Source organism: Hymenobacter duratus (assembly GCF_014698995.1).
In the GTDB taxonomy this organism is placed as follows: Bacteria; Bacteroidota; Bacteroidia; order Cytophagales; family Hymenobacteraceae; genus Hymenobacter; species Hymenobacter duratus.
The window spans coordinates 586375-598979 of sequence record NZ_JACWZZ010000004.1 but is presented as its reverse complement, the minus strand read 5'-3'; the positions used below and the strand labels follow the sequence as shown (position 1 = coordinate 598979).

Genomic DNA, 12605 nt, shown 5'->3' with positions numbered 1-12605 from the left:
CATCTGGTTTTAGCCGCAGTGATTTTGTGTGTACTCATATCCCGAAAGTAATCTGTCGTCCTGAGCAAAGCGAAGGAGCTTATCACGCCTGATGTTCTTGCGTGATAAGGTCCTTCGCTTTGCTCAGGACGACAGAAATGAAGGGCACGGCTGATTGATGAAATAGTCTACTTCTTCACGGGTAGCTTGCGGGCTGGCGCTGGTTTGCTGGCGGGAGCAGCCGCACCTTCCGGTACTACCTGGCCGTTGCGGAAGGTCTTTTTGTCCTGCACCGTTTTGCCATCGGGCCCGAAGTAGCTCCACACTCCCGACTCCTTGCCGTTGCGGTAGAAGCCGGTGACTTCCGGAGTGCCGTCTTCGCGGAGCAGGCGGTAATTGCCGGTTTTGAGGCCCTTCACATAGGTGGTTTCTGCTTTTAGCTTGCCCGAAGGAAAAAACTCCTGCCCGAGGCCGGTGGGCTTGCCATTCTCATAGAGCAGCTTGCTGAGCACGGTGCCGGTGGGGGAGTAAGTGAGCATTTCGCCGGCCTGGCGGCCGTTCAGGTAGGTTTTCTGACTGGCTACCTGCTTGCCGCCGGCATGAAACGTGCGCCATACCCCCGTAGGCTGGCCGTTCTTGAACTGTTGCTCCTCGCGCACCGCACCATCTTCGAAGTAGCTCGTCACTTTCCGGTCGCGGGCCTGGTTGGCGTACTCGGTTTTCTGCTGCGGCTTGCCTGATTCGTAGAAATCATCCTGGGTGCCCGTGAGCACGCCCTGGCGGTAGGTCATCTTGCTTTTGAGCGCGCCGCTTTCGTAGTACGATTTGGCGGGGCCTTCGAGGTTGGAAGTGCCGCCCGCCATGCTGCGGGCCTGCTTGGTGAGGTCGTCGCCGAGCGGATTTTTCACGGCGCGTCCTGTGAAGGTCGAAGCCACGTAGTTGCCTTCGGTCTGGAGCTTGCCGGAGCGGTAGTAGCTGCGGTAGCTGCCCTTGCCCGACTTGTCGGCCAGTACTTCGGTTTCTACCTGGCCATTGTCATAGTAGGTTTTGTAGGGGCCGGCTAGCAAACCACGGCTGTAGGTAGCTTCGCTCTGGAGCTGGCCGTTTTCGTAGTACGTCTTCACCGGGCCGTTGGCCTGCCCGTTCTGGTAGGTGATTTCGACTTTGGTTTTGCCCGACGGGTACAGCTCTTTCACGGCGCCGGCCGGCTGACCGGCCGCGAGGGTGGTTTCCAGCTTCACCTCACCGTTGGGGTGGTAGTAGCGCAGGTTGCCGCTGGGCTGGTCGTTTTCGTAGGTGCCTTCCTGGGCCAGCTTACCGGAGTCGTAGTAGGTTTTGAAGGGGCCCTGGCGCACACCCTGCTGGTAGGTCACTTCCAGCCGGCGCTGCCCGTTCGGGTGAAACTCCACGTACGCTGAGTCGCGCTTGCCGCCCGCAAAACGGGTTTGGGCCTCCAACCGGCCGGAGCGGTAGAACCGTTTGTACGGGCCTTCCATCACCGTGTCGCCGGCCACCACGGCCGAGTAAACTTCACGCTTGCGGGTGTTGGTGGAGTCGTAGTAAGTAGTAAAGCGCCGCAGTTTCTGGGCCTGAGCCGAGGTGGCAGTCAGAAGCAGCAGGGCAAAAGCAATTCGTTTCATAGGCGCAAGAACGAGGGAAATGCCAAAGTAATTTCACGCAGGTCGGAAGGTCAATTAGGTGACCACCTGAAGCCGCCTGCAGAAGCAGCCCGGCGCGAAAAACAAAAGTCCTGCCGCAAAACTGCAGCAGGACTTTCAAAACTTCATTGGAAGCTACAGATTAGAGCTTTTCCAGCACAATGCTGCTGGCCCCGCCGCCACCGTTGCAGATGCCGGTTACACCGATTTTGCCGCCTTCATTTTCCAGCACGTTCAGCAGCGTCGTCACGATGCGCGCGCCGGAGGCTCCCAGCGGGTGGCCCAGGCTCACGGCCCCACCGTACACGTTCACCTTGGTGCCTTCCAGGTTCAGCAGCTTGTTGTTGGCCAGCGAAACCACTGAGAAAGCCTCATTGATTTCGTAGAAATCAACCTCTGAGGCTTCTACACCAGCGTTTTTCAACGCCTTCGGAATAGCCAACGAAGGTGTCGTGGTGAACCACTCAGGCGCCTGCTCGGCATCGGCGAAGCCACGGATACGGGCCAATGGCTTGATGCCCAACTCGTCGGCTTTTTCGCGGCTCATCAGCAGTACGGCGGCCGCGCCATCGTTCAGGGTGGAGGCGTTGGCGGCCGTTACGGAGCCCTCCTTGGTGAAGGCCGGCTTCAGTCCCGCAAACTTGCTGAAGTCTACTTTGGTGTACTCCTCGTCGTCGCTGACAACGGTTTCTTTGCCGCGCACGGTGATAGTAACCGGAATGATTTCGTCTTTCTTCTTGCCGGCTTTGGCAGCAGCGGCGCTCCGCTCGTAGCTCTGCTGGGCAAAGGCGTCCTGGTCCTGGCGGGTGATGCCGTAATGAGCAGCCGTGGCGTCGGCGGCGTTGCCCATGGCGTAGTCGTGATACGGGTCCCAGAGGCCGTCCTTCATCAGGCCGTCAATCATCTGGCCGTGGCCGTATTTAGCGCCGAAGCGGGCTTTGTCGAGGTAATATGGCACGTTCGACATGCTTTCCATGCCGCCGGCCAGAATCACATCGGCCTGTCCCAGCATAATGGCCTGGGCACCGAACATGATGGCCTTGGAGCCCGACGCGCATACTTTATTAACGGTCGTGCACTCCACGGTATCAGGCAAGCCGGCTTTCTTAGCGGCCTGGCGGGCCGGAGCCTGGCCCAAGTTGGCCGAAATAACGTTGCCCATAATCACCTGCTGCACCTCTTTTCCGTCAACGCCGGCTTTCTCCAGCGCACCTTTCAGAGCAATGGCTCCCAGCTCCGTAGCCGACAGAGAGGCCAGGCTGCCGCCAAATGAACCGATAGGCGTGCGTACCGCAGCGACAATTACTACTTCTTTGATTTGCATAAAACGCGGGGTGGGGAATTGGTTGGAATGTGTCGTAAAGGTAGCAACTATGGAGAATGAGGTAGGCTGGCTCGAAATATTCGGGTTTCAGGCAGTGCGAATAGCTGGCCTACAATGTCTACCAAGCTGGCTTGCCGGAATCAGGTTTGCTGGAACTGGAGCGTGGTAGCTGCTGAATGTACTGCTGCTCGGCAGCGCCCAGCGCTTCCAGCACCTGCCGGGCCTGGCCGCTGCTTAGGTTCATTTGCTGCAGGCGGGCGCGTTGCGTCTGTAGTTGCGCATCGTCGAGTGCTGCGGCCTCCGTGCCATCCTGCCGGCTGGCGCTATTGGCAGCTTCAGAGCCGTTAGATTGGCTGCTCAAGCCGCGCGTAGTGCCGGGCTCTGTGCCTTGGGCTACGTTTCGCTGGGCACCTTGTCCCGGCTGAAAATTGCCATTGGCGGTGCTTCCAGCCTGATCAGAAGGGCGGTTGGGGTCTTGTTGGCCCTGTTGGTCGGGGCGAGGTTGCGGCGCATTGCGCGGGTCTTGGCGCTGGCTGGGGTCGTTCAGTTGGCCCTTCTGATCCTGGCCGGCACGAGGCTGGGGCTGGCGAGACTGGCTTTGGTCGTTGTCGGGCTGACCGTCCGTGCTGGGTGGAGACGAGTCGGTGGCCGGTGGCGGTATATCGGGGTTTTGCTGCCGACGATTCAGATAGTCACTGAGAACCTCGTAGTTGTAGCGGGCAACCGAATTAGCCGGATTGGCTTGTAATGCCTGCCGCAGCAGGCTCAGTGCCTGCGCATAATCACCTTTGCGGGTTGCCAGCACCGCCAGCTGCTGCTGGGCTACGCTGCGCAGTGCGGCCGTGCGGCTGGTGAGCAGGCGCCCGTAAGCGGCCCGGGCTTCAGCGGGCATATTTGCCTGGATGCTGGCGTGTCCTAGGTTAAGTAACACTGCCTCGTCCTGGACACCGTACTGCTGTACTGCTGCTTTATATAAGCGGGCCGCTGCCACGAAGTCCTTTTTCCTATAAGCCTGCTCTGCTTCCAGTACCGCCTGGTTACGGTCGTGGATGCGGGTGAGGCTGCCCCAACCGCTGAGAATCGCCACTAATAAGACTGCCAGAAACCTCATAGCTTAATAACACGCACGGTCAGAAGTATATCCAGCGCCATGAGAAGTAGCGCCAGCGCCAGTGAGTATCGGTAGCGGTTGTCGGCTACCGATACGGTTCGGACTTGTTCCGTTTGGCCTTCCAACCGGTTCAGAGCATTCACTAGCAACGGAAACTCGTCTCGCCGGTCTGACAACTCGAAATAGCGGCCGCCGGTTTGTTCGGCTAGGCGTTGGAGTGGGGTAGGAGCCAGGCGAGTCACAGCATCACGCCCCCGCGCATCGCGCACATAGCCTCCTTTGGCACGAGGCAGGCGCGCGCCATCCAGCGTACCGACCCCGAGCGCAAAGAGCCGCACGCCGGAACGGGCCAGCACACGTAGTGTGGGCTCCAGGTTCTCCCCAAAATCTTCGCCGTCGCTCACCAAAACCAAAGCCGTGGCGCGTGGCGTGGCTGTTGGGGGAAGCTTTTCCAGTCGGCTCATCACCAGTTCCAGCGGCGGCGTCAGGTCGGTAGTGCCAGCCGGAACCAGGTTTGTTTGCAGCGTGCTCAGAAATAGTTGCAGGGCACTCTGGTCGTAGGTGAGAGGGCACTGCACGTAAGCTTCGCCGGCAAATACGATGAGGCCTATTCGGTCAGCCTGAAAGCGGCTGACCAGTGTTGCTAGTTCTGCCTTGGCTTTTTGCAGGCGGGTGGGGGCAATATCCGGCGCGTCCATGGAGCGCGAGAGGTCAACCAGCAGCCACACGTCCTTGCCCGTTGTGCGCACAGGGCGGCGGGTAAGGCCATAGGCCGGCCCCAGCAGTGCCATGCCCAGTAACCCGAAATAGAGCATCCGCAACACCAGCTTCAGGCTCAGGCGCCAGCCCTGCTGGCCCAGCGGAGCCGCCAGCCGGCGTGTGCGCAAAATAAATCCGAGGTACAGCGCAAAAAAAATACCGACTGCCAGACCCTCTTTCCACGTGATGGAATACGCCCAGTTCAGCACAGTAAAATGAAAGGCAACGAAATGAAAGTCATACAAGAAGCGGCTTGGGGCCCGCCCTGATTTCGGACAAAGATAGGTGCTTGGCTTCCTGTTTTGGCAGCCTTTACAGGGACCAAGGTGAAGATATTTTTTTTGAAAAAGGGTTGTTTATCCGTTCTCCTCGTATATTTGCGCACTCTTCAGCCGGAAGAGACCACCAAATGGAGAGGTGGGTGAGTGGCTTAAACCAGTAGTTTGCTAAACTGCCGTAGCTCTAAAGGTTACCGGGGGTTCGAATCCCCCCCTCTCCGCATTTCTTGGAAATGAGGAATTGAGAAGGTGCAAAGAAGAATTGCTTAAATTCTTTGTTCCGTACGCTCAGTTCCTCATTCTATTTTCGGGGTGTAGCGTAGCCCGGTATCGCGCCTGCTTTGGGAGCAGGAGGCCGCAGGTTCGAATCCTGCCACCCCGACTTATCAAATAGCCGTCAGCCCACCTTTGGGGCGGGCGGCTATTTGTTTTTGACCCCGTAGCTCAGCTGGATAGAGCAGCTGCCTTCTAAGCAGCCGGTCATGTGTTCGAATCACATCGGGGCCACGCTGAAAACGAGCCACTTAGCTTAAGTGCTGAGTGGCTTTTTTGTGGGCGAATTTTGTGGGCGACTCTTACAATAAGAAGCACTGCGTACTGAGTAAAGCGCCGAAAAATAATTGGCCTTCCAACCCGCACATTAAGTTATCAGATGGATAAAGCGGCAAGGCTCACACCACTCTGAAGCATCCAGAAGAGCAGCTACTGCCATGAACAGGTTGGAGGGCAGAAGGAGCTAGCAATGGGCCATTCTTTAGGCTGCCTGACTTGGCTACAACCCAACAAGCAGAATGGGCGTAGTGACTGATGTAGTTGCGCAACGTGACACACAGAATGAGCCTGTTGCAACTGCTTTTATCGAACTTCTGCTGCCTGTCAGTTGCCCGTAATGCGGGAAAGTCATTACATTGGGCAGCGAAAACTTTGGTTTCCCCTCCATATCACCCTAAACAACATTCAATTCACCATGAAAAAAACGCTACTCGGCCTTTCTTTCCTGCTTGGACTAGGTCTGCAAGGCTTTGGCCAAGGCACTCCAGCCATTACCTCTTTTACCCCTCAGAACTCCAACCTGGGTGCCAACTACCGTATCGTTGGTATTCAGGCTATTGATGCCAACACGGCTTGGGGCCTGTCGGGTTTGCCTGATGCTGCTGGAACCAGCATCGTGGCCAACACATACCTGCGCACCACCAATGGTGGAACCACTTGGCAGGGTGGCGTAATTGCCCCTAGCGGCTTTACGGGCTATGCTGCCGGCAACCTGTTTGCTTTGAACGCTACCACGGCTTGGTCGGCTATGTACAACGCTACCAGCGGCGGCGGCATTATTGTGAAAACCACGAACGGCGGTACTAACTGGACTGTGCAGACGGACCCAAGCACTACTGGTGCTTACCAGTTCTCGGCTCCGGACGGTTTCGCTAACTGGGTATACTTCTGGGATGCCAACAATGGTGTCTGCATGGGTGACCCGAACCGTACTGCTGCCAGCTCGGTGAAGTTCTTCGAGATGTATACTACTACCAACGGTGGTACTACCTGGACCCGCGTACCCCGCGCTTCCGGCCTGATCAGCAACGGCAGCGAATACGGTGTAACCAACCAGTACTCGGTAGTAGGCAACACTATTTGGTTCAGCACCCTCTACGACCCGGCCACGATTACTTCGCCAGCTCGTGTGTTTAAATCCACGGACCGAGGCCTCACTTGGACCAACAGCAACAGCAACATTCCGAACCGGGTTTCCGGTGTTGTGTTTGCTAGTGCCAACAACGGCCTGCTGTGGAATGCTGAAAACATCAGCACAACGACGAACGGTGGTACTACTTGGGCTACTCAGGCCTATTCTACTCCTTTCCGTGATTCTGACGTAACGGCTATTCCCGGTGGCAACACCTACGTAGCTGTTGGTCTGGATGCTCGCGTTGCTTCGCCAACGGCTGCCGATATCGGAACTTCGATCAGCCGCGACAATGGTGCTACCTGGACGACTATCGACAACCAGGCGCAATACCTGTCAGTTAGCTTTGCTTCGGGCACGGTAGGCTGGGCTGGTGGATTCACGGCTGCTGCCGGTGGCGGCGGTATCGGCAAGTACACGGGCGCCAATATCCTGTCGAACCGCAACGTAGAGCTGCAGAAGGCACTGGCTGTGTATCCTAACCCCAGCACCAACGGCATCTTCACGGTGCAGCTGGCCTCGGGTCTGAAATCGGGTGCTTCGGTACGCGTTTTCGACGTAGTAGGACGCCAGGTAACTTCGCAGACCCTGAACGCTACGGCTATTGCTGCCAAGTCGACGACTGTGGACCTGAGCAATGAGAAAGCCGGTATCTACACGCTGGAACTGCGCACCGAAGCCGGTGTAGCACAGCAGAAACTGGTAGTAGAATAATCTGCTCCTAACATTTCATAAAAAGGCCCTCATTCTGGCAGGATGAGGGCCTTTTTATGAAATATTCCCTCGGTCAACCAACCATCTACCAGCTACTGGCCTCTACAACACACGAACCTTAACCTTTTCCACTTTTCTGAATATGCACAAACACGTACTATTACTAGCAGGTCTTCTCGCGCTGGGTACAACCGCCAAAGCTCAGTGGGCAACTCAGCCTATTGCTTTCCCTAATACCTTGTCAACACCCTATTTCATCAAGGGAGTTGATGCCAATACCGTTTGGACTATTGGCTACGACCTTGATAATGGCAGTGGCACCAATTATGCTCGCAGCACCAACGGCGGTGTAACGTGGACGGCCGGCACCGTGACGGGCATAACGGCCACAACGGGTATTGTGACGTCGCTGACGGCCGTAGATGCCAATACTGCCTGGGTGACGGTACTTGGCGCCAGCGGCAGCCGCATCATGAAAACCACGAACGGTGGCACTACCTGGACGCAGCAGGGCACGGCTTTTTCGTCGCCTGACAGCTACCCCAACATGATCCACTTCTTCAATGCCAATGAAGGAGTAGCGCAGGGTGACCCGCTGACGGATGGAGGCTCGTTTGAAATGTACCGGACCACGGACGGCGGTACTACCTGGTCTCCGGTTACTACGCCTGCTTCGTTGAGCGGCGAATATGGTGCGGAAGCCCAGCCGGCTGCAGCCGGCAATAACATCTGGTTTGGTACGCTGGATGGCCGCGTTTACCACAGCACCGACAAAGGCGCTACGTGGACCGTAGCTGATGCGGCCCTGCCGGACGGTGTTTTTGCCCTAGCATTCCGCGACGCGCAAAACGGCCTGGCCAACAGCCTCGACCTGGACACGGGCGCAAGAGTTCTGAAACGCACCACGGATGGCGGCGCTACCTGGACTTCGGTGACGTATACCGGCCTCTTCCCGGGCTTCGGCCTCGATAACGTGCCCGGCACCCAGCAGTACATTGCTACCGGTTTCGACCTGGCTGGTACCGGCAATGCAACCGGCTCCTCTTACTCGCGCGACAACGGCCAGACCTGGGTAACGCTGGAAACGGCTATCAGCCACACGCGGGTTGATGCCGTGAGCCCCACGGCCATCTGGTCGGGAGCCATCGACGACAACACGTTTGGCGGCCTGGGCATGAACCGTCTCACTGCAACAACCCTCGGCACGAAGCCAGTGGCAGCCGAGCAGCTGGGCTTCAGCGTGTATCCCAACCCGAGTGCCGATGGCCGCTTCATGGTGGGCTCGAAGGTAGCCCGCACCGGCGTGCAGCTGCGCGTATCCGATGCCCTAGGCCGCGAAGTAACCCGCCGCACCTGGCAGGGCAGCACCACTACCCCATTCACCCTCGACCTGAGCCAGTACAAGGCAGGGGTCTACTCGCTGGAAATCCTATCGGAGGCTGGGACCAGCCACCAGAAGCTGGTGGTGCGCTAACCCCAGCGCGGTCCGCTATGTGGTGAGCTCCTTCGCGAGAGCAGACGCATGCGGAGCACTTTTGCCATTCCTGAATTATATATGAACACGAAACTACTCGTACTGGCCGGAGCGCTTACTCTTTTTGCCGGCTCCTCGCAGGCGCAGTGGGTGAACCAGCCGGTTGTTCTACCGGCTCCTACCGAAATTGTATTTCAGCTCTCCGCCGTGAATGCGTCAGCCGCCTGGGGTACCACGTTCGATACGAACAACGGAGAATACACCCAGCGGCTGATCCGCACCAGCAACAGCGGCCAGACCTGGAATGCGCTGACGGTGGGCGGTCTGACGGCCAATGATTACGTGACGTCGGTGCACGGGCTGGATGCTAACACGGCCTGGGTATCGGTGGGCTCCAACTTCGCGCCGGCCGGCGGCAAGCTCCTGAAAACCGCCGACGGTGGCCAGACCTGGACGGCCGCTTCGGGTGTGTTCGTGAGTACGGGCAGTCTGCCCCGGCAGGTGAAGTTTTCGGATGCCACGCACGGCATTGCGGTAGGGGAAGGCATCAACTCTACCAGCGCGTTTGAGGTGCTGACCACCAGCAATGGCGGCACCAGCTGGCAGCAGACCGTTGCCAGCAACATTCCCGCCCGCATTGTTGGCGAAGAAATCGTGTCTCCTTTTCCGGTGCTGCAGGTGCTGGGTACCCGGGCTTGGTTTGCTACGGATGAGGGGCGCGTGTTTCGTTCGTCTGACCGGGGACTGACGTGGAGCGTTTCTTCCACGGGACTAACCAGCTACATTGCCAATCTTGCCTTCCGCGACGCCAGCAACGGCCTGGTAATGGGCGAGAACGGAACGCTTGCCAGCACCAGCGACGGCGGCCAGACCTGGACCCGCATCACTCCCAGCGGGCCACTACACGCCGTGTCGATGGTGGCAGTGCCGGGCACCAATACTTACATATCGGCGGGACTTGATGGGGAGTTTGGCGGCTCCGGCTCGTCTTACTCCACCAACGACGGCCAGACCTGGACGGCCATTGAAAGCACCCGTAACCACGCGCTGATCAGCTTTGTCGGTCCCACGGTGGGCTGGTCGGGTAGCCTGGTGGTGGATGCCGTCGGCGACATCAGCAACAATGGGGTAAACCGTTACAATGGGCCGGCTCTCAGCACCAGCGCGGCGCTGGCCGCGGCGCTTGGGCTGCAGGTGTATCCCAACCCCTCCGCCGATGGCCGGTTCACGGTGGAGGCTCCGGGCCTGAAGTCAGCCAGCCGCATAAGCGTGCTGGATGCGTTGGGCCGCGTGGTTGTGTCGCAGCCGTGGAGTGCCGCCGCTATTGCCCCTGCTAGCTTGGATCTGAGCCGCCAGGCCCCCGGAGTATACGTGCTGGAGCTACCCGCGCCGCAAGGCATTATCCGCCCCCGGCTGGTGGTGCGCTAAGCGGCCGCAAGCCAGCGGAAGCACTCCGCCCGAAAGCCCTGTTTCGTAACCCGAGGCAGGGCTTTTTCGGGTGAAAACCTGCCTGTATTCGCTGGGGCGTATTCGGGGCTGGCGCTAGCAAAAACGGGATATTTTCGGTACTTTTGTAGGATAGCATCATAGCTGAACTTACGCCCGAAACATGAGCGAAACACAAGAGATAATCGGTGCCTCGGACTACTCCGCGGATAGCATACAGGTACTCGAAGGGCTCGAAGCGGTACGCAAGCGTCCTTCCATGTACATCGGCGATACTGGCGCCAAAGGCCTGCACCACTTGGTGTGGGAAGTAGTCGATAACTCCATTGACGAAGCTCTGGCCGGCCAGTGCGACCATATCGAGGTGAACATTCACCCCGGCAACGCCATTTCAGTGCAGGACAACGGCCGTGGTATCCCGGTCGGCATCAACCAGAAATTCGGCAAATCTGCCCTTGAAATTGCCCTGACCGTATTGCACGCCGGCGGCAAATTCGATAAGAACAGCTACAAGACCTCCGGCGGTCTGCACGGCGTGGGCGTGTCCTGCGTGAATGCCCTGAGTACCCACACGCACGTTACCGTTAAGCGCGACGGCCACGTCTACGAGCAGGAATACACCATTGGCGTGCCGCAGTACGATGTGCGTCAGATTGGCGACACCACGGAGCGTGGCACCCGCGTATGGTTTCAGCCCGACCCGACCATCTTCGATGAAACGCTGGAGTATTCCTACGAGCGGATTGCGACCCGTCTGCGGGAGTTGGCCTACCTCAACCGTGGCATCCGTATCATCCTCACCGACCTGCGCGATGGGGCGGCTGGCACCGAGGGAGAACCCCAACGCACCGAGTTCTACTCGGAAGGCGGCGTGGCCGAATACGTGCAGTACCTCGATAGCAGCCGCACCGTGCTCATGACCAAGCCCGTGTACGTGGCGACGGAGCGCGGCATTCCGGTGGAAGTGGCGTTTCAATACAACGACTCGTATCAGGAGCACATTTTCTCCTACGTCAACAACATCAACACCCACGAGGGGGGCACGCACGTGGCGGGCTTCCGCTCGGCCATCACGCGGGTGCTGAAAGGCTACGCCGAGAAATCGGGAGAGGTGGCCAAGGCCAAGATTGAGATTCAGGGCGACGACTTCCGCGAAGGCCTCACCGCCGTTATTTCGGTGAAAGTAGCCGAGCCGAAGTTTGAAGGTCAGACCAAAGGCAAGCTGGGCAACTCCGAAGTGAGTGGCGCCGTGAACCAGGTAGTGGGCGAGATTCTCAACCAGTACCTGGAGGAAAACCCTAAGGAAGCCCGTGTCATCGTCGAGAAGGTGATTCTGGCCGCCAAAGCCCGCGTGGCCGCCAAAAAGGCCCGCGAAATGGTACAGCGCAAGTCGGTGCTGGGTTCCAACTCGCTGCCCGGCAAACTTGCCGACTGCTCTGAGTCGGACCCCGCCATCTGCGAGCTGTATTTGGTGGAAGGAGACTCGGCTGGCGGCACCGCCAAGCAGGGCCGCAACCGCGCATTTCAGGCCATTCTGCCGTTGCGCGGCAAAATCCTGAACGTGGAGAAGGCGCAGGAGCACCGCATCTACGAAAACGAGGAAATCCGGAACATGATTACGGCCCTTGGGGTAAGCTTCGAAAAGAAAACAGACGAAGATGACGGCAGCAGCAGCCGCTCGCTGAACCTGGACAAGCTGCGCTACCACAAAATCATCATCATGACCGATGCTGATATCGATGGCTCGCACATCCGGACCCTGATCCTGACGTTCTTCTTCCGCTACATGCCGGAGCTGATTGAGAAAGGCTACATCTACATTGCGCTACCGCCACTGTATCTGGTGAAGCGTGGCAAAGAGGAGCGTTACTGCTGGACCGAGCAGGACCGCATAACCGCTCAGGAGGAGCTGGGCCGCGGCAAGCCCGAAACGGTGAACGTGCAGCGCTACAAAGGCCTGGGCGAAATGAACGCCGAGCAGCTCTGGACCACCACCATGCAGCCCGTCACCCGCTCCCTGAAGCGCGTGGATGTAGACTCCGGTGTGGAAGCCGACCACCTCTTCTCCATGCTGATGGGCGACGAAGTAGCCCCTCGCCGCGACTTCATCGAGAAAAACGCCAAGTACGCCAAGCTGGACGTGTAACGGCCTGAAAATAAAAAAGCCCGCTGAGTAAG

At 58.4% G+C, this 12605-nt stretch carries 8 protein-coding genes and 3 tRNA genes; 7 read left to right on the top strand and 4 right to left on the bottom strand.

The window, feature by feature from the left end; genetic code table 11:
- Nucleotides 1–167: 167 nt before the first annotated feature.
- The 4 genes from IC231_RS18680 to IC231_RS18665 all read right to left on the bottom strand — a co-directional run bounded on the left by IC231_RS18680 (nt 168) and on the right by IC231_RS18665 (nt 4959).
- Nucleotides 168–1619, bottom strand: a complete 1452-nt coding sequence (locus IC231_RS18680) for a toxin-antitoxin system YwqK family antitoxin (RefSeq protein ID WP_190785975.1) — start codon at nt 1617–1619, stop codon at nt 168–170.
- Nucleotides 1620–1779: 160 nt separating this feature from the next.
- On the bottom strand, nt 1780–2961 hold the full coding sequence (locus IC231_RS18675; protein ID WP_190785974.1) for an acetyl-CoA C-acyltransferase: 1182 nt from the start codon (nt 2959–2961) through the stop codon (nt 1780–1782).
- A gap of 118 nt (nt 2962–3079) precedes the next feature.
- Nucleotides 3080–4048, bottom strand: a complete 969-nt coding sequence (locus IC231_RS18670; protein ID WP_190785973.1) for a tetratricopeptide repeat protein — start codon at nt 4046–4048, stop codon at nt 3080–3082.
- A 20-nt stretch (nt 4049–4068) separates the two neighbouring features.
- On the bottom strand, nt 4069–4959 hold the full coding sequence (locus tag IC231_RS18665; protein ID WP_190785972.1) for a VWA domain-containing protein: 891 nt from the start codon (nt 4957–4959) through the stop codon (nt 4069–4071).
- Between the two features lie 283 nt (nt 4960–5242).
- Between IC231_RS18665 and IC231_RS18660 the strand changes: the two genes are divergently transcribed.
- From IC231_RS18660 to gyrB, 7 genes are all read left to right on the top strand, one after another.
- Nucleotides 5243–5330: transfer RNA gene (locus IC231_RS18660), tRNA-Ser, on the top strand.
- Between the two features lie 87 nt (nt 5331–5417).
- Nucleotides 5418–5491 (top strand) — tRNA-Pro (locus IC231_RS18655).
- A 51-nt stretch (nt 5492–5542) separates the two neighbouring features.
- A tRNA-Arg gene (locus IC231_RS18650) sits at nt 5543–5616 on the top strand.
- 460 nt (nt 5617–6076) lie between these two features.
- Nucleotides 6077–7507 (top strand): T9SS type A sorting domain-containing protein, encoded by a 1431-nt coding sequence (locus IC231_RS18645; protein WP_190785971.1) that lies wholly within the window; start codon nt 6077–6079, stop codon nt 7505–7507.
- 238 nt (nt 7508–7745) lie between these two features.
- On the top strand, nt 7746–8981 hold the full coding sequence (locus IC231_RS18640) for a T9SS type A sorting domain-containing protein (protein ID WP_190785970.1): 1236 nt from the start codon (nt 7746–7748) through the stop codon (nt 8979–8981).
- Nucleotides 8982–9062: 81 nt separating this feature from the next.
- On the top strand, nt 9063–10409 hold the full coding sequence (locus tag IC231_RS18635) for a T9SS type A sorting domain-containing protein (protein ID WP_190785969.1): 1347 nt from the start codon (nt 9063–9065) through the stop codon (nt 10407–10409).
- A 181-nt stretch (nt 10410–10590) separates the two neighbouring features.
- Nucleotides 10591–12573: a DNA topoisomerase (ATP-hydrolyzing) subunit B gene (gyrB, locus tag IC231_RS18630; RefSeq protein WP_190785968.1), complete on the top strand. Its 1983-nt coding sequence runs from the start codon at nt 10591–10593 to the stop codon at nt 12571–12573.
- Nucleotides 12574–12605 lie beyond the last annotated feature (32 nt).

Excerpts from the sequence above, each read along its gene's own strand:
- IC231_RS18635 (WP_190785969.1), top strand. The coding sequence starts at position 9,063 with ATGAACACGAAACTACTCGTACTGGCCGGAGCGCTTACTCTTTTTGCC.
- gyrB (WP_190785968.1), top strand. The coding sequence starts at position 10,591 with ATGAGCGAAACACAAGAGATAATCGGTGCCTCGGACTACTCCGCGGAT.
- IC231_RS18645 (WP_190785971.1), top strand. The coding sequence starts at position 6,077 with ATGAAAAAAACGCTACTCGGCCTTTCTTTCCTGCTTGGACTAGGTCTG.
- IC231_RS18675 (WP_190785974.1), bottom strand. The coding sequence starts at position 2,961 with ATGCAAATCAAAGAAGTAGTAATTGTCGCTGCGGTACGCACGCCTATC.
- IC231_RS18680 (WP_190785975.1), bottom strand. The coding sequence starts at position 1,619 with ATGAAACGAATTGCTTTTGCCCTGCTGCTTCTGACTGCCACCTCGGCT.